General features: G+C 71.5%; 14 protein-coding genes. 4 read left to right on the top strand and 10 right to left on the bottom strand.

The window, feature by feature from the left end; all coding sequences use genetic code 11:
• Positions 1–9 precede the first annotated feature (9 nt).
• The 4 genes from ABZU74_RS07385 to ABZU74_RS07400 all read right to left on the bottom strand — a co-directional run bounded on the left by ABZU74_RS07385 (position 10) and on the right by ABZU74_RS07400 (position 7,047).
• Positions 10–2,988, bottom strand: a complete 2,979-nt coding sequence (locus ABZU74_RS07385; protein ID WP_355419458.1) for a BTAD domain-containing putative transcriptional regulator — start codon at positions 2,986–2,988, stop codon at positions 10–12.
• A gap of 259 nt (positions 2,989–3,247) precedes the next feature.
• Positions 3,248–4,915 (bottom strand): fumarate hydratase, encoded by a 1,668-nt coding sequence (locus ABZU74_RS07390; RefSeq protein WP_355419460.1) that lies wholly within the window; start codon positions 4,913–4,915, stop codon positions 3,248–3,250.
• Positions 4,916–5,028: 113 nt separating this feature from the next.
• Positions 5,029–6,438: a PQQ-binding-like beta-propeller repeat protein gene (locus ABZU74_RS07395; RefSeq protein ID WP_355419753.1), complete on the bottom strand. Its 1,410-nt coding sequence runs from the start codon at positions 6,436–6,438 to the stop codon at positions 5,029–5,031.
• Positions 6,439–6,543: 105 nt separating this feature from the next.
• Positions 6,544–7,047 carry an Lrp/AsnC family transcriptional regulator gene (locus ABZU74_RS07400; protein WP_355419462.1) on the bottom strand — a complete coding sequence of 168 codons (504 nt, stop codon included), beginning with the start codon at positions 7,045–7,047 and terminating at the stop codon, positions 6,544–6,546.
• 139 nt (positions 7,048–7,186) lie between these two features.
• Here ABZU74_RS07400 and hppD point away from each other — a divergent pair, with 139 nt between their 5' ends.
• From hppD to hisC, 3 genes are all read left to right on the top strand, one after another.
• A complete protein-coding gene (hppD, locus tag ABZU74_RS07405) occupies positions 7,187–8,392 on the top strand; it encodes a 4-hydroxyphenylpyruvate dioxygenase (RefSeq protein WP_355419464.1) in 1,206 nt (401 codons plus the stop codon).
• 192 nt (positions 8,393–8,584) lie between these two features.
• Positions 8,585–9,577 (top strand): RDD family protein, encoded by a 993-nt coding sequence (locus ABZU74_RS07410; protein WP_355419466.1) that lies wholly within the window; start codon positions 8,585–8,587, stop codon positions 9,575–9,577.
• Entirely contained in the window at positions 9,574–10,677 is a 1,104-nt protein-coding gene (gene hisC / locus ABZU74_RS07415; protein WP_355419468.1) for a histidinol-phosphate transaminase, read from the top strand. The genes ABZU74_RS07410 and hisC overlap by 4 nt, the downstream gene beginning before the upstream one ends.
• 80 nt (positions 10,678–10,757) lie before the next feature.
• On the opposite strand, the gene ABZU74_RS07420 is transcribed toward hisC, so the two are convergent.
• From ABZU74_RS07420 to ABZU74_RS07445, 6 genes are all read right to left on the bottom strand, one after another.
• Positions 10,758–10,919, bottom strand: coding sequence for a hypothetical protein (locus ABZU74_RS07420; protein WP_355419470.1), 162 nt, complete (start codon positions 10,917–10,919; stop codon positions 10,758–10,760).
• A gap of 101 nt (positions 10,920–11,020) precedes the next feature.
• The gene (locus tag ABZU74_RS07425) at positions 11,021–12,277 is read right to left on the bottom strand and encodes a PQQ-binding-like beta-propeller repeat protein (protein WP_355419472.1); all 1,257 of its coding nucleotides are present in this window, start codon (positions 12,275–12,277) and stop codon (positions 11,021–11,023) included.
• 81 nt (positions 12,278–12,358) lie between these two features.
• The gene (locus tag ABZU74_RS07430) at positions 12,359–12,841 is read right to left on the bottom strand and encodes an SRPBCC family protein (RefSeq protein WP_355419474.1); all 483 of its coding nucleotides are present in this window, start codon (positions 12,839–12,841) and stop codon (positions 12,359–12,361) included.
• Positions 12,842–12,985: 144 nt separating this feature from the next.
• A complete protein-coding gene (locus tag ABZU74_RS07435; protein ID WP_355419476.1) occupies positions 12,986–13,195 on the bottom strand; it encodes a DUF397 domain-containing protein in 210 nt (69 codons plus the stop codon).
• Between the two features lie 174 nt (positions 13,196–13,369).
• Positions 13,370–14,566, bottom strand: a complete 1,197-nt coding sequence (gene fahA / locus ABZU74_RS07440; RefSeq protein WP_355419478.1) for a fumarylacetoacetase — start codon at positions 14,564–14,566, stop codon at positions 13,370–13,372.
• Positions 14,563–15,432, bottom strand: coding sequence for a hypothetical protein (locus ABZU74_RS07445; protein WP_355419480.1), 870 nt, complete (start codon positions 15,430–15,432; stop codon positions 14,563–14,565). Before ABZU74_RS07445 ends, fahA begins: the two co-directional genes overlap by 4 nt.
• A gap of 94 nt (positions 15,433–15,526) precedes the next feature.
• Here ABZU74_RS07445 and ABZU74_RS07450 point away from each other — a divergent pair, with 94 nt between their 5' ends.
• Positions 15,527–16,693, top strand: coding sequence for a homogentisate 1,2-dioxygenase domain-containing protein (locus ABZU74_RS07450; protein ID WP_355419482.1), 1,167 nt, complete (start codon positions 15,527–15,529; stop codon positions 16,691–16,693).
• The last annotated feature ends 38 nt before the right edge of the window (positions 16,694–16,731 follow it).

Raw genomic sequence — 16,731 nt, forward strand, 5'->3', positions numbered from 1 at the left:
GATGATCCGTCAGCCCAACTCGGCGAGCAGCCGTTCCACCTCGTGCTGCTCCGGCGAATCGATCTGCCGGAACAGCGCCAGCGCCCGGGTCAGGTGCGCCCGCGCCGCCGCCGGGTCGATCGACAGCAAACAGCGGGCGATGCCCTCCAGCGCCCGGCCCTGCTCGTGTGGGGAACTCAGCCCGGTGGCGTCGACGAGCACCCGACGATGCAGGTCGAGTGCACTTGTCGCGTCCCCTTGATCCAGGATGGCTCGGGCCAGCAGGTTACGCGAGCCGCACTGGGCGATGCGGTCCCCCGCCTCGGTCATCGCGACCAGTGCGGCGCGGTGCAGGTCGGCGGCCCGTTGAGGACGGCCGGCCTCACGTTCCATCATCCCGATCTCGTTCAACACCTCACCCTCGCCAAACCGGGCTCCGACCTCTCGCTTGATGCGCAACGCCACCCGCAGCAACCGCTCCGCCGGCACGATGTCACCCATCCGATGCCGGATCATTCCGAGGTGCCCGAGGGCGTTGCCGATCCGGCGCGGATCGCCGACCTCGCGGGCGATGCCCAGATGCAGTCGGGCGGTGCGCAGCGCCTCGTCGTGCCGCCCCCAGAGCAGCAGGGTCATCGTCAGGTTGTTGAGTTCGTTCGCCAGCCCTGCCGTGTCGCGCATCCGTGTCGCCAACGCCCGTGCGGCGTCGTAGCTCTCCCGGGCCTGGCGGAACTGGTAGTTGGCGGCGTACGAGGTGCCCAGGTTGCCGAGGGTGTTGCGGAACTCGCGGCGCAGACCGAGGGGGCGGAAGAGCTTCAGCGACCTCTCCATCAACCGAACCGACTCGGGAAAGTCACCCAACCGGTAGTGGGCCGAGGCGAGATAGTTGAGGATGGTCGCCACCGCACGGTCGTCGCCCAACTCCTCGGCGGCGCGCAGTCCTGCGGAGTGCGTCTCGATCAACTCGTCCAGCCGGCCGCTCTCGAACTGGGCGTGCCAGCCGGCCCTCGCCAGCTGCCAGCAGTGCTGGAGAAACCCCTCGGTCTCCGCCGACCGGACCAGGGCGGGCCACAGGGCAAGGTTCTCGTCGAGCCAGGCTCGACTCTGCTCGGCGACGATCGTGACCAGGTCTGCCCGGATCGGCGCCGTCACCACGAACAGCGAGTGGATTGAGGAAAGCTCCCTCTTGCGGGCGATCGCCACGGCGACGTGCAGGTGATGATCGAGCAGACGCTCGATGGCGTCGCGACGCTCGCTGGCCCGTTCCGGCTCGGCGACCAACGTCCGCGCGTACTCCCGGACCAGGTCGTGCAACCGGTACCGGCCCGGCTCCGTCTCCTCCACCAGGTGCGCGTCGACCAACTCGTCCAGCAGGTCCTGGGTCTCGGGCAGCGGCAGTTCGGCCAGTACGGCGGCGACCAGATTGTCGAACCGTACGCCCGGGTGCAGACCCAGCAGCCGGAACGCGCGCTGCGCCAACGGCGACACCTGGGCGTACGACAGGTTGAAGGCGCGACCGACGGACCGATCGCCCGCTTCGAACTCGGCCAACGGATCCGGTCGGGTGCTCAGCCGCTCGGCCAAGTCGGCGATCCGCCAGCGGGGTCGGTGCGCCAGTCGGGCACCGGCCAGCCGGATGGCCAGCGGCAGGTGACCGCAGCGTCGGACCACCTCGATCGCTGCCTCCGGCTCGGCCGCCACCCGGTTCATGCCGACCACCCTCCCCAGCAGCTCGACGCCCTCGTCGGTGTCGAGCACGGGAAGCGACGACGGCCGACCCTCGTCCACCCCCACCAGCCGGCGGCGGCTGGTGATCAGGATCAGGCACTGCGAGCCGTTGGGCAGCAGTGGTGTCACCTGGTCGGCTGTTGCCGCGTTGTCCAACACCAGCAGGGCCCGCCGGCCGGACAGCTCGGTGCGCCAGAGCGCCAGCCGGTCGTCCTGGTTTCCGGGTACGCGCTCGTCGGGCACACCGAGTTGCCGCAGCAGCGTGGCCACCGCCGCAGCCGGTGTCAACGGAGTGCGCTCGCTGTGCCCGTGCAGGTCGATGTAGAGCTGAGCGTCCGGGTAGTCGTCTGCCAGAGCGGTGGCGAGATGCACAGCGAGGGTGGTCTTGCCGCTGCCCGCCATGCCGTCGATGAGCTGGATCCGGGCACCGGCTGCCACCTCCTTGACCAGGCGGGCCAGTGTCTGCTGCCGGCCCGTGAAGTCACCGATCGCCCGGGGCAACGAGCGCACCGGAGCGATCGACAGCGCTTTCCGGCCGGCCAGGGCCAGATCACCGGCGAGCACCCGCTGGTGCAGCTCCTGCAACTCGGCGCCCGGTTCGATGCCCAGCTCGTCGGCGTAGAACCGCCGACCCTCCCGGTAGACCGCGAGCGCGTCGGCCTGGCGACCGACCGAGGACAGCGCCAGCATGAGTTGACCTCGCAGGCGCTCCCGCAACGGATGCCGGTCGACGCTCTCCGCCAGTTCCTCGATCAGCTCGGCTGCCCGACCAAGGCGCAGTTCGACGTCGACGCACTCCTCCAGCGCGGTGAGGCGCTGCTCGTCGAGTGCCTGCGCACGCCGGCGGACACTCCGGCTCGGGATTCCGCCGAGCGCCGGCCCGCGCCACAACGCCAAGGCGGCGCGGAATTCGGCCCGGGCGTCGACCAGCCGACCCGCTGTGGCGGCGGCTCGGGCCGCCTCCACACGCCGGGCAAAGACCTCGGCGTCCAGGTCGTCTGGGCCGGTACGCACGCCGTACCCCGCCGGATCGGTGACGATGAGCTCCGGCGCCAGCCCGAGTTCGGTGAACCGGCGGCGCAACCGCGACACGCAGGTCTGCAGCTGGGCGCGGGCGGTGGCTGGCGGATCTTCCTCCCATACCGCGTCGATCAGCTCCTCGACCGTCACCAGACGGCCGAAGCGCAACAGCAGCATGGCGAGCACGATCCGGTCGCGTCCCGCGGTGACAGTGGACTCGCCACCGCCCACCCGCAGGGGCCCCAGGATCCCGAACCGCATCTACTCTCCCGCTTCAGTGGTGCAACTTCCAGCAGAGTAGTCCGGCGGTAACAGATCGCCTCGGTCAGGCGATAGTGATCTGAGAGCGGATCGACAGCGGTGCGCAGCAGACTCAATCCGGGTTGTCGGTGACGGCATCCGACGGGGGCGGTGCGCCCGTCCCACCCCAGCGGGGCGGGCGTACCGATGTCGGCAGAGCACGGACGACAGGACGGGCGCCGGGCGGATTCGCCCGGCGCCCGTTCGCGTGCCTGTCGGGTCAGCGGCGGCCGACGGTGAGCACCGGCTTGGTGACCTCGGCGAAGAAGTCGTTGCCCTTGTCGTCGACCACGATGAAGGCGGGGAAGTCCTCCACCTCGATCTTCCAGACCGCCTCCATGCCCAGCTCCGCGTATTCGAGCACCTCGACGTGCTTGATGCAGTCCTGTGCGAGGCGGGCTGCCGGGCCGCCGATCGAGCCGAGGTAGAAGCCACCGTGCTGCTGGCAGGAGCGGGTCACCTGACCCGACCGGTTGCCCTTGGCCAGCATCACCTGCGAGCCGCCGGCGGCCTGGAACTTCTCCACGTACGCGTCCATCCGCCCGGCCGTGGTCGGGCCGAACGAGCCGGACGCGTACCCCTCGGGGGTCTTCGCCGGGCCGGCGTAGTAGACCGCGTGGTCACGCAGGTACTGCGGCATCGGCTCACCGGCGTCCAACCGCTCGGCGATCTTGGCGTGTGCGATGTCCCGGGCGACCACCAGCGGCCCGGAGAGCGAGAGGCGCGTCTTCACCGGGTACTTCGACAGCTCGGCGCGGATCTCGTCCATCGGCCGGTTCAGGTCGACCCGGACGACCAGCTCGGCGTCGAGCGATTCGTCGGTGACGTCGGGCAGGAACCGCGCCGGGTCGGTTTCGAGGCGCTCCAGCCACACGCCCGACGGGGTGATCTTGGCGACGGCCTGGCGGTCCGCCGAGCAGGAGACGGCGATCGCCACCGGGCAGGACGCGCCGTGCCGGGGCAACCGGACCACCCGCACGTCGTGGCAGAAGTACCGTCCACCGAACTGCGCGCCGATGCCGAAGTTGCGGGTCAGCTCCAGCACCTCCGCCTCCAGCTCCAGGTCCCGGAAGCCGTGCGCGCTCATCGAACCCGAGGTGGGCAGCGCGTCGAGGTACTTGGCGCTGGCGTACTTCGCGGTCTTCAGCGCGTACTCGGCGGAGGTGCCGCCGATGACGACGGCCAGGTGGTACGGCGGGCAGGCGGCGGTGCCGATCAGCCGCAGCTTCTCCTCCAGGAACTGCATCATCCGGGTGGGGTTGAGCAGCGCCTTCGTCTCCTGGTAGAGGTACGACTTGTTGGCCGAGCCACCACCCTTGGCCATGAACAGGAACTTGTACGCGTCGGGGTGCCCGTCCGGGTCCTCGGCGTACAGGTCCACCTGGGCGGGCAGGTTGCTGCCGGTGTTCCGCTCGTCCCACATGGTCAGCGGGGCGAGCTGGGAGTAGCGCAGGTTCAGCTTGGTGTACGCCTGGTAGACGCCCCGGGAGATGGCCTCCGCGTCGGCACCGTCGGTCAGCACGTGCCGGCCGCGTTTGCCCATCACGATGGCGGTGCCGGTGTCCTGGCACATGGGCAGGACACCGCCGGCGGCGATGTTGGCGTTGCGCAGCAGGTCCAGCGCGACGAACCTGTCGTTCGGCGAGGCGGCCGGGTCGTCGATGATCGCCCGGAGCTGCGCCAGGTGCGCGGGGCGCAGGAAGTGCGCGATGTCGTGCATCGCCTCGGCGGTCAGCGCGGTGAGCGCGGACGGCTCCACGGTGAGGAACCGGCGGCCTCCCGGGCCGTGTACGACGTCCACGCCCTCGTCGGTGACCAGGCGGTAGTCCGTCTGGTCCGGGCCGGTCGGCAGCAGAGGGGCGTACGAGAATGCGGCGGCACTGCTCATGAGCGGCAAGCCTAGGGCAGACCGGTCGATCACTCCCACCCGCCGGGCGGGTGCTGGGACGCCGCTCTCATCCACCGGGCGTGCCGGGCCCGAACATCAGGTGCACCGCCCGCTCAGCCGTCCTTACCGCCGCCCGGGTCGGGGCAGAGTTCGCCCTTCGGCCCGCAGTCGCCGTTGTTCGGCCCGCCGGGGCCGGTGCTGCCCGGCCCGGGGTTCCCACCGTCGCCGGGCGGTCGGGCGGGCGAGTTCCCGGACGCGCCGAAGCGGACGTACCCGATCTCTCGCCCCTCGCCGATGATCATGCCTTGCGACCCGACCGCGAGGGCGTTCGCCGAGGTGCGCAGGACGGCCAGCTCCCGACCGGTACGCGGGTCCAGTGCCGCCAGCCGGGAAGGCTTCTCGTCGGCCACCACCACCGCGTACGGGGTGAGCGCGGCCCCGGCCTTGCCGCTGGCCTGTCGCGTCCAGAGCACCTTCTCGGTGCCCAGCTCACGGGCGATGACCGAGCGCTTGTCGGCGGCCCGGAACACCGCCGAACGGTCGTCCACAGCGATCAGCTTGGTGCCCGACTCACCGACCCAGAGCAGCCGTCCGTCGTACCCGTCGATGACCGCCTCGCGGCCGTCCGGGGCGACGCCGATAATGACGTTCCGCGCGCCCTGCGGGTCCTCGCGTTGCACGCAGCCGGCGGAGTCCGCGGTGCGCAGGTTGATGCCGGCCCGCTGCCACGCCTCCTGCCCGGTCGCCGAGTCCCGGGCGGAGATGGCGAAGTAACAGGTGCCGTCCTGGGATCGGGCGGTGATCCGCAGCAGCCGACCGCCCACAACGGAGAGCCGCTCGTCCCGGCCGGGCTCGACGTTCTGCAACACCCGCCCGGTGGCGGTGTCGACCACGTGGACCCGACCGTCGACCGGGAAGCCCAGCAGCGGTGGCGCGGCCTCCGCCCCGGCGACGCCGTCGTCGATCCGGGTGGCGGTGAGCCGGCGGGTGCCCCGCAGACCGGGGTTGTCGGCGAGCAGTCCGCTGTGCACCCCGGGCAGGAAGGCCGTCCAGAGCGGCGCGGTGCCGCGCGGGTCCCAGGCGCTCAGGGTGCAGTCGGTGGCGTCCGTGCACCGGGCGTCGAGGAGCAGGTTGCGGTACGTCCAGACGGCCACCGCGTCATCGTCACGTCGCCGGGTCACGCCGGTCGTCGGGTCGAGCAGCTCGTACCCCTTGACCAGGAGCTTGCCCACGGCCACGACCGGGTCGCGGTCGCCGCCGGCGACCGCCGCCCAGTCCGCCTTGCGCTCCCAGAGCTGGGCGCCGGTGGCCAGGCTGCGGGCCTCGACCCGGGTGCGCTGCTCGACCACGACGGCGTCGCCGGCGATGGTCACGCTGCGCGGGGTGCCGCCGACCCGTTGCTGCCAGACCACGTCCGGCTCGGAGATGGGTTCGCTGCGGTCCACCCAGTCCCAGAGGCCGGGGAACGGGTTCCACACGCCGGTCGCGGCGAGCGCGACGACCACGGCGAGGCCGAGCAGCAGCCCACCGCGCACGCTCCCCTTCGCCACCCGCACACCGTAGCCACGATCACGGATCTTCCGTACGCTCGCGCCGCCGTGTCGCCGCGCTTTCTGGGCTCGGAGGTGTTACAGCGCCCTTCCCTCGGCCCGGACAGCGCTGCGCACCAACGGCAGCGTGCGGTAGGGGATCTGCTCGGCCAGCGCGATGATCGTCGAGGCCCGGGTGATGCCGGCGGACGAGACGATCTGGTCGATGACCCGTTGCAGGTCGGTGTTGGAGCGGGCCACGATCCGGCAGAGCAGGTCGCTGGAGCCGGTGATGGTGTGCGCCTCCAGCACCTCGGGGATGGCGGCGAGGTGAGCGGTGACCGGGTCGTGGCCGTGCCGCTGACTGATCTCCAGGGTGACGAAGCTGGTCACCCCGAACCCGATGGCGGCCGGCGCGATCTCGGGGCCGAAGCCCTTGATGACCCGCCGCTCGACGAGCTTGTCCAGCCTCGCCTGCACGGTGCCCCGAGCCACCCCGAGCCGCCGGGAGCACTCCAACACCCCGATCCGCGGCTCCTCGGCGAGCAGTTCGATCAAGCGCACGTCGAGCACGTCGAGCTGTACATTCTGCTCACCATTCATGAGTGATGACCATACCGAATGCGCAACCTGACCAGCATTTCTGGCAACAGTTGCCCACTCCACGCCGGGGCAGCGATCCTCGCCACAAGAACCGACCACGGCGGCCCACAAGGCCGGCCGGTACGCGAGGGAGCCCACCATGACCCAGGCGATCGACCGACCCCAGTCGACCGAGGACGTCGACGTCGACCGGCTCGTCGGCGCTGTCGACCACGACATCAGCCACGACCCGTTCCCGGTCCGGGGCCTCGACCACGTGCACTTCCTGGTCGGCAACGCCAAGCAGGCCGCCCACTACTACTCCACCGCCTTCGGCATGACCTGCGTGGCGTACCGCGGCCCCGAGCAGGGCTACCGGGACCACGCCCAGTACGTGCTGACCAGCGGCTCGGCCCGGTTCGTGCTGACCGGCGCGGTGCGCCCGGACGCCGAGGGCGCCGAGCACGTGGCCCGGCACAGCGACGGGATCAGCGACATCGCGCTGGAGGTCCCGGACGTGGACGCCGCGTACGCGCACGCCATCGCGCAGGGCGCCGCCAGCGTCGTCGAGCCGCACGAGGTGACCGACGAGCACGGCACCGTCCGGATGGCCGCCATCGCCGCGTACGGCGACACCCGGCACACCCTGGTCGACCGGTCCCGCTACACCGGCCCGTTCCTGCCCGGCTTCGTAGCCCGCGGCGCGATCGTGGACCGGCAGCCGATGATCGACGCCGGCATCCAGCCGAAGCGCTTCTTCCAGGCCGTCGACCACGTGGTCGGCAACGTGGAGCTGGGCCGGATGGACGAGTGGGTCGAGTTCTACAAGCGGGTCATGGGCTTCTCCAACATGGCGGAGTTCATCGGCGACGACATCGCCACCGACTACTCGGCGCTGATGAGCAAGGTCGTGGCGAACGGCACCCGCAAGGTGAAGTTCCCGCTCAACGAGCCGGCGATTGCCCGCAAGAAGTCCCAGATCGACGAGTACCTGGAGTTCTACCAGGGCCCGGGCGCCCAGCACATCGCCGTCGCCACCAACGACATCCTGGCCAGCGTGGACGCGATGCGCGCGGCCGGTGTGGAGTTCCTGGACACCCCGGACTCGTACTACGAGGACCCGGAGCTGCGCGCCCGCATCGGCAACGTGCGGGTGCCGATCGAGGAGCTGAAGGCCCGCAAGATCCTGGTCGACCGGGACGAGGACGGCTACCTGCTCCAGATCTTCACCAAGCCGGTGCAGGACCGCCCCACGGTCTTCTTCGAGCTGATCGAGCGGCACGGCTCGCTGGGCTTCGGCAAGGGCAACTTCAAGGCGCTCTTCCAGGCGATCGAGCGGGAGCAGGAAGCCCGCGGCAACCTGTAACACTTGCGAGCGTGACGCAACCTTCGTCGTACCCGACGCCGCCGGTGGGTGGGCCCCGACCCACCACCGGCGGCGTCGCGCCGCAACCCGGCCCACACCCCCACCGGTACGCCCCGCAGTGCCGCCATGCCGGGTTCTCGGGAACAGTCGTCGTTAAGGTGTCCCCGTGAGTGAGCGAAGCGGAGCGACGGCGTGAGCGTTCAACCTGGCTGGTACGTCGACCCCGCCGACACCGAGACCCGGCGTTACTGGGACGGCGAGGGCTGGCTCGGTGCGCCCATTCCCGTCGACGCCACCCCGCCGGACGGCCCGCCGCCGGCCGAGCCGCCGCCCGCGCCGGTCACCCCCGCCGCGCCCGCGGCGTCGACGACCCCCGACTCGGCGACCGGCGCGCCGGGCTGGTCGCCACAGCAGGGCTCACCCCCCGGGTACGGCCCGCAACCGGGCCACGGCCCGGGTTGGGGACCGCAGACCGGAGCGCCCGGGTGGGGTCCGCAGGGCGGCCCGCCCGGTTGGGCGCCTCCGGGCAGCCCTCCCGGCTGGGCGCCTCCGGCTGGTCACCCCGGCTGGCCAGGACGACCGCCCGAGCCGCGACCGCACGGCCTCAGGCTGGCCGGCTACGGCCGGAGGTTCGTCGCCCGGCTGATCGACTTCGGTCTCGTCTTCGCACTGAACGTGGTCGTCAACGGCTGGTTCGTCTGGCGCTGGGCGCAGGAGTGGGCACCGTACTGGGAGGAGGTCTTCCGCCGCGCGGCCCGCGGCGACACCTCCGCCGAGGGCCTGCCGATGCCCGGCGAGCAGGCCGGGTCTCTGCTGGTGGCGATCCTGCTGATCGCCACCGCGCTCTGGCTGGCGTACGAGGTGCCGACAATGGCCTCCGGTGGGCAGACCATCGGCAAGCGGTTGATGCGGATCCGCGCGGTGCCGATGGCCGCCGACCAACCGCTGGGCGTCCGCCGGGCGCTGAGCCGGTGGAGCACGCTGGGCCTGCCAACTCTGCTCTGGTACTGCGTCGGGCTCGGCCTGGTGCTGCAACTGGTCGATGCTCTCTCTCCCCTCTTCGACCACCCACTGCGTCAGGCGCTGCACGACAAGCGCGCGCAGACGGTGGTCGTCGAGGTCCCCTACCGCACCGATTCCGCACCCTCGAACGACCGCAACCAGCCCCCGGGAGACACCCCATGACCGACTCCGGACGTCACCAACCGGCGCTGCGGCTGACTCGCGTCGACCTGGACGCGCTGCCCAGCTACGTGCCGGGGCGCAGCCCCGCCGACCTGGCCCGCGAGCTGGGCCTGCCGGAGGCCATCAAGTTGGCCAGCAACGAGGTGCCGTACGGGCCGCTGCCCGGCGTGGTGGAGGCGGTCACCGAGGCGATCACCACCTCGCACCGCTACCCGGACATGGGCGTGGTCGCGCTGCGGGACGCGCTGGCCCAGCGGTACGGGGTGGACGCGGACCGGATCGCCACCGGCTGCGGTTCGGTGGCGCTCGCCGAACACCTGGTGCGGGCGACCTGCTTGCCCGGTGACGAGGTGCTCTACGCGTGGCGGTCGTTCGAGGCGTACCCGATCATCGTGGCGACCAGCGGCGCGACAAGCGTGCGAGTGCCCAACGACGCCGGGCACGGGCACGACCTGGCGGCGATGGCCGCGGCGGTGACCGACCGGACCCGGGTAATCTTCGTCTGCAACCCGAACAACCCCACGGGTACGGCGGTGCGCCGGGCCGAGTTGGACCGGTTCCTCGACGCGGTGCCGGACGACGTGCTGGTGGTGATCGACGAGGCGTACCGGGAGTTCGTCACCGACCCGGAGGTGCCGGACGGTCTCGACTACCTGGACCGGCCCAATGTGGCGGTGCTGCGCACGCTGTCGAAGGCGTGGGGCCTCGCCGGGCTGCGAATGGGCTGGTTGGTTGCCCAGCCGGTGGTGGCCGCTGCCATCCGTAAGGTGGCGACCCCGTTCTCCAGCAGTACGGCGGCCCAGGCCGGGGCGCTCGCCGCGCTGACCCAGGTGACGGAGATGGAGCGCCGCTGCGCTCTGGTCGTCGCCGAGCGGGACCGGGTCACCGAGGCGCTGCGTAAGTTCGTGCCCGAGGTGCCGACGAGCCAGGCCAACTTCGTCTGGCTGCCGCTGGGCGAGCGGGCTGTGGCGTTCGGCAAGGCGTGCGAGGCGCGCGGTGTGATCGTGCGGCCCTTCGCTGGCGACGGGGTTCGGGTCACCATCGGCACCCCGGCCGAGAACGACGCGTTCCTGGCTTCGGCCGAGGCCGCCCTGGCCTGAGCGCCAGGCCATCGGCGCCGCCCCGGACCAGGCGGCCATCACCTCAACAGTGAACAGTGGGCGGTTTGTCCGACAACCGGTTACTTCGGAAGGTGGGGCACAAACGACGGTTCGGCCCGGGCGGCGCTGAACCCACGCGCCGCGGCGGGGTCGGCGGCCAGCACCGGCGACACCGCCAACGCCAGGCTCGCGGTGGCGGCGAGCGCGCCACCCACGAGGTAGTTGGCTGCTGTCCTGGCCATGCGCCGACCCCTTCCACCGGAAACCTGAACCGTGAAAAACGCACCCTTTTACGACAAAGGTGAATGCGCGGTTCGGTGTTCCGGGGTCGAAGACGCCACGATCAGGTGGCGGCCAGAATCACTGCCTCGCCGGTGTAGTAATAGCGCCGATCATCGCCGGTCGGGTCGACCGGCTTGCGGAGCCGCTCGACCGCGACGAACCCGTCCTCGGCGGTCACCGCCCCGGGCGCCCAGCCGGTCCCGTCCGAGCCAACATTGAGCGCGAAGCGGGACAACTGCCTTCCGGTCACCGGATCCAGCGTCACCAGATCGTTCGCCTCGGTCAACAGGTGCACCCGGCCAGGCTGCGCGGCCAGCACCCGGGCCGCGCCCAGGCCCGCAGACCGCCACAGCTCGGTGCCCGTACGCGCCGATCGACCCACCACGACCCCGTCGAGCACGGCAACGGACTGCTCACCGACCAGCACGGCGCCGGCCAGGTCCAGCGCCGGGGCGGCGACCGGCGGTCCGGCACCCAACAGCCAACCCCGACCGCCCTCGTCGCCCGGCCCGGCGGTCCGCAACCCCAGACAGTCCGACCGGCCGGTACGACAGCCGAGCGGCGTCACCACAAACGCGTCCGGGCCGCCCGGCGGTCGCCAACGCTCCCGTACCACGCCCGTCGCCGCGTCCCGGAACTCGACAGTGGCCGCCCCGGCGCAGGTGTCCAGACCGATCAACTGCCCGGCGGCAGTGGTGCCGACATCGCTGCGGCACCTGCCCGGCAGCTCGACCCGCCACAGCTCCCGACCGCCGCCCAGCTCGACCCCACGCGCCTGGGCGTCCCCGGTCACCACCAGCACGACCCGCCCGTCCGGGAGGTCGGTGAGTTGGATCCCGGGCGCGTCCCAGACGGTCGCCGCCCCGGTGCGCCGCACCAACGGCGTGCTCTCGGCGGGCTTCGGGCCGTCGGTTCGCCAGAGCACCCCGCCGGTCCGGGCGTCGAGTGCGACAAGTTGCCCGTCCGACCAGCGGCTGACCACAGTGCTGCCGCTGGCCACCACCCCGGTCAGCTCCGCCGGCCACCGCCGGTACGACCAGTACGGGCTGGTCCGGTACCGCCCGTTGACCGGCCGGTCGGCGTAGACCTGGCGGTGTGCGGCGTACACCCGCAGTCTGCCGTCGACGATCAACGGGGCGACCGGCAACCGACCGATCACTCCGGCAGCCGGTTGGGCCGGGGGCGGATAGTCGCCCCGCGCCACAGTGCTGACCTCTGCCGGCGCGAGGACCCGGTGGACGATGACCGCGACGGCCGCCGTCGCGAGCAGCGCCGCGACCGCGATCACCAGCAGTCGCCGGCCTCTCGGGAACCTCATGCCGCACCTCCGCCCGGCACCCTACCCAGCGGAGAGGTTCGGACCCCGGTCAGGTCACGGCAAGGGGGGACCGGCTGGTGCTCAGGCGGCTTCGACGGAGCCGGGGGCACCGGCCGCGACGGCCAGATCAGCGAGATCACGCCAGAGCGCCGCCTCGACCGCCCGCGCGGCCAGCCCGCCGAGCAGCAGCGCCACCACCCGGCCGTACGGAGCGGTCGGCACCGCCTCCTGCGTGACGGTGATCGCCGTGCATCCCTTACGGCGGCGGCGGACCGGTCGCAGACTCCAGGTGATGCGGTAGTCGGCACCGGCACCTGAGGAACACAGCACCAGTCGCTGCGGCGCGAGCGCCTCCACCACGAGGAACTCCTCGGTCAGCGTGCCGCCGCCGGGCTGGACCCGCTCCTCGCGCCAGGAGGTGCCCGGCCCGAACTGACCGGGCGTGAGCACTTCGATCGGGCCGGCTGCGGTCAGCCGGGCCGCGCGGCCGGGCAGGTCGGTCAGCAGACGCCAGACGTCGACAGCGTGCGCCTCGATGATTCCGGTAATCGCCACCGTCGACATTCCACCCTCCCGTGTCCCCGACGGTACGCGGAGTGAGGGCCGGACGGGGCCCCCGGGACGGAATTTCCACCTCCCGGAGGCCACGCTGTCCGATCGGTCGGTCGCCTCGGCACCGGTCGTCGTCGACCGGTGCCGAAGCGCCGGTCAGCGATCGAAGCGACCGGCCCGGATCGCGCCGATGAACGCTGTCCACCCCGGCGGGCTGACCGCGAGTGTGGGACCGGCCTGGTCCTTGGAGTCGCGGACTCCGACCAGACCATGGACATCGACCAGGTTGTCCGCCACCTCCACGCAGAGCCCCTGGTCGTTTGAGCGGCTGCTGGTACGCCAGACCGCGCCCGCAAGATCGTGCATCGTCGTTACCTCCGTGTGCGTCGGGATGCCTCACCGCTGTTCCCGGGCAGAGCCCGGCTCGGATTGCGCGGTGTAGCAACGGAATCCGGACGATCAACGGATCAACCAGGGCCGGTGATCGCACAGCCGGTGCGATCAGGGGTCCCGTGCACGAGACGGATGGCGGGTGCCCGCTCAGCGGGCCGGACGAACCGTGCCGGATACCTCACCGAGGGCGATGGTGGTGCCGTCCGGGCCGGGCGCGGTGGCGGTGATGGTCACCGTGTCGCCGTCGTCGAGGAAGGTGCGGCTCTCGTTGCCCACCTTGACCGGCTCGGCCCCGCCCCAGGTCAGTTCCAGGAAGGACCCGACCTGTCCTCGGTCCGTGCCGGAGACGGTGCCGGAGGCGTACAGGTCGCCGGTACGCAGCGAAGCGCCGTTGACGGTGAGGTGCGCCAACTGCTGCGCGGGAGTCCAGTACATGGTGGCGAACGGGGGCTCGCTGACCTGGTCGCCGTTCCACTCGACCGCCAGGCGGAGGTCCAGGCCCAGGTGCGGCACGTCCCGCAGGTAGTCGACCACCGGCGGGTCCTGGTCGGGGGCCGGCACGAATGCGTCGGCGAGCGCGTCCAGCGGCGTCACCCAGGCCGAGACCGAGGTGGCGAACGACTTGCCCAGGAACGGGCCGAGCGGCTGGTACTCCCAGGCCTGGATGTCCCGGGCCGACCAGTCGTTGACCAGCACCACCCCGAAGACGTGCTCGGCGAAGTCGTCCACCGGGACCCGGTCACCCAGCGCGCTGGGTACTCCCACCACGAACCCGACCTCGGCCTCGATGTCGAGGCGTACCGACGGGCCGGTGACCGGGCCCTCGGCGGAGGCTCGCTGCCCGGTCGGCCGGGTCACCGGCGTGCCGGAGACGACGACGGTGCCGGCCCGGCCGTGGTAGCCGATCGGCAGGTGCTTCCAGTTGGGCAGCAGTGGCGGCTGACCGGGGCGGAAGATCTGCCCGACGTTCGAGGCGTGGTGCTCCGAGGAGTAGAAGTCGACGTAGTCGGCCACCTCGAACGGAAGCAGCAGCTCCACGTCGGCCAGGGGCACCAGGAGCGGTTCGACCGCCGGCCGGTGCGCCGGGTCGGTCAGCAGCTCGACGATCCGCTGGCGCACCGTCGTCCACTGCGGACGACCCAGCGCCATGAAGTCGTTGAGCACCGGCCGGCACAGCGTGCCGGCGGCCAGCACCAGCTCGGCCGCCTCCGCGGCCGCGAGGTCGAGGACCCAGGATCCGATCCGTACGCCGATCCGCGACGGACCCTCGTTTTGCCGGAACACCCCGTACGGCAGGTTCGTCACCCCGTACGGCGAACCGTCGGCGCCGGTCACCCAGGTCATGCGTCGTAGCCCCCGTTCACCAGCCCAAGCCGGATCAGATCGGTAAGTGGTTCCAGGATGCTGCACGAGCCGAAACCCACCCACAGGGGGCGCGGCGCGTCCAGCCGTGCCGTCGCGCGCTCCACCAGGGGGCGCGGGTCGACCATGGTCAGCAGCTCGGCGACCGAGCGCACCCCGTCACCGTCGGCGGCGGCCAGGGTGGCGGCCAGCACGTTGGCGTAGCCATGGTGGGTGAACCCGGTCTCCGGGTCGAGGTGTCGGATCGCCTGGTGCAGCCCGGCGGTGAGCTTGAACGGCAGGCCCCGGTCCCGGCAGGCGCAGATCACCGTGGCCAACTCGGTCGGGGTGGGGAAGAGTTCGGCGGCCAGGCCGCCGGTGCGGAACTTGGCCGCGATCGGCACCCCGTCGGCCCGCGCGGCGACGAGCGCGTCCAGCGCGCCCATCAGCCCGAAGGTCAGTGGCAGCTCGGCGTAGACGCCCTCCACGCCCGGTAGCGCGTCGGTCAACCGCAGCAACTCGGCGATGCCGGGCAGCGGGTCCTCGCCGCGCTTGGCGACAGCCACCTCGACCTGGCGCGCGGTGACGCCGTACGGGGTGAGGAACGACAGCACGGACGGCAGGTTCCCGATCCCGTTGTCACCGATCACGCCGACCACCAGGCCTTCGCCCGGGTCGACGAGGCCGCTCAGCTCACCGGCGACCACCGCCGAGGCGGGGATCAGCAGTGGGCCGACCAGGTCGGCGTACCAGGCGGCGCGGTGCTGGCGGTGGGCGGCGAGGGCGTCGGGCAGCGCGGCGCTGCCTGGCGGGAAGACGGCGGCGTCGTCCACCAGGCCGTTGAGGAGTGCGGGCACCTGCGTTGACACGGAACAAGAATGTACGGGACGCTACGAGGAACGGACAACAGCGTCCGATTATCGGACGCCTTCGGCCGGTGAACGGGACATATCGGGAGGCGAGATGCCGTATTACCGCAGCGTCGGCGAGGTGCCGCGCAAGCGCCACACCCAGTTCCGGCAGCCCGACGGCAGCCTCTACGCCGAGGAGCTGATGGGCCAGGAGGGCTTCTCCTCCGACTCGTCCCTGCTCTACCACCGGCACGCGCCCACCGCGATCCTGGCCGCCGACGAGTTCGCCCCGCCCACGTTCACCCGGGCACCGAACCTGCCGCTCAAGCCCCGGCACCTGCGCACCCACAAACTGGACACCGGCGGCTCCGACCCCATCCTCGGCCGGCAGTACCTGCTCGCCAACGACGACGTACGGATCGGCTACGTCCTCGCCGACCGGCCCTCGCCACTGTTCCGCGACGCCACCGGCGACCACTGCCTCTACGTCGAGTCGGGCAACCTGCGGGTCGAGTCCCCGTTCGGGGTGCTGGACGCGGTCGCCGGCGACTACATCGTCATCCCCACCTCGACCATCCACCGGCTGGTGCCCACCGGCGACCAGCCCGTCCGGCTGCTCGCCGTCGAGGCCTCCGGGCACATCGGCCCACCCAAGCGCTACCTCTCCGTACGCGGCCAGTTCCTGGAGCACTCGCCGTACTGCGAACGGGACGTCCGCGGCCCCGACGCCCCGCTGCTCGTCGACGGCGAGGAGGTCGAGGTGCTGGTCCGGCACCGGCGCGGTTGGACCCGCTACGTCTACGCCCAGCACCCGTTCGACGTGGTCGGCTGGGACGGGCACCTCTACCCGTGGGCGTTCTCCATCCACGACTTCGAGCCGATCACCGGCCGCATCCACCAGCCCCCGCCGGTGCACCAGACCTTCCAAGGGCCCAACTTCGTCATCTGCTCGTTCGTGCCCCGCAAGGTCGACTACCACCCGCAGTCGATTCCGGTGCCGTACAACCACCACAACGTCGACTCCGACGAGATGCTCTTCTACACCGGGGGCAACTACGAGGCGCGCCGCGGCTCCGGCATCGAGCAGGGCTCGATCTCGCTGCACCCGTCCGGTTTCACCCACGGCCCCCAGCCGGGTGCCGCCGAGCGTTCCATCGGCGCGGACTACTTCGACGAACTGGCCGTCATGGTCGACACCTTCCGTCCACTGGATCTCTGCGATGCCGCCAGCGCCTGCGAAGACGAGGGGTACGCCTGGACGTGGGCGCGTCGCGGCTAGCGCCTGTTTCATAAGAAATGGCCGGCCCGCGGCGGCCC

This window comes from Micromonospora sp. NPDC005171, assembly GCF_040608575.1.
In the GTDB taxonomy this organism is placed as follows: Bacteria; Actinomycetota; Actinomycetes; order Mycobacteriales; family Micromonosporaceae; genus Micromonospora.

Excerpts from the sequence above, each read along its gene's own strand:
- ABZU74_RS07385 (WP_355419458.1), bottom strand. The coding sequence starts at position 2,988 with ATGCGGTTCGGGATCCTGGGGCCCCTGCGGGTGGGCGGTGGCGAGTCC.
- ABZU74_RS07390 (WP_355419460.1), bottom strand. The coding sequence starts at position 4,915 with ATGAGCAGTGCCGCCGCATTCTCGTACGCCCCTCTGCTGCCGACCGGC.
- ABZU74_RS07400 (WP_355419462.1), bottom strand. The coding sequence starts at position 7,047 with ATGAATGGTGAGCAGAATGTACAGCTCGACGTGCTCGACGTGCGCTTG.
- hppD (WP_355419464.1), top strand. The coding sequence starts at position 7,187 with ATGACCCAGGCGATCGACCGACCCCAGTCGACCGAGGACGTCGACGTC.
- hisC (WP_355419468.1), top strand. The coding sequence starts at position 9,574 with ATGACCGACTCCGGACGTCACCAACCGGCGCTGCGGCTGACTCGCGTC.
- ABZU74_RS07420 (WP_355419470.1), bottom strand. The coding sequence starts at position 10,919 with ATGGCCAGGACAGCAGCCAACTACCTCGTGGGTGGCGCGCTCGCCGCC.
- ABZU74_RS07425 (WP_355419472.1), bottom strand. The coding sequence starts at position 12,277 with ATGAGGTTCCCGAGAGGCCGGCGACTGCTGGTGATCGCGGTCGCGGCG.
- ABZU74_RS07430 (WP_355419474.1), bottom strand. The coding sequence starts at position 12,841 with ATGTCGACGGTGGCGATTACCGGAATCATCGAGGCGCACGCTGTCGAC.
- ABZU74_RS07435 (WP_355419476.1), bottom strand. The coding sequence starts at position 13,195 with ATGCACGATCTTGCGGGCGCGGTCTGGCGTACCAGCAGCCGCTCAAAC.
- fahA (WP_355419478.1), bottom strand. The coding sequence starts at position 14,566 with ATGACCTGGGTGACCGGCGCCGACGGTTCGCCGTACGGGGTGACGAAC.
- ABZU74_RS07450 (WP_355419482.1), top strand. The coding sequence starts at position 15,527 with ATGCCGTATTACCGCAGCGTCGGCGAGGTGCCGCGCAAGCGCCACACC.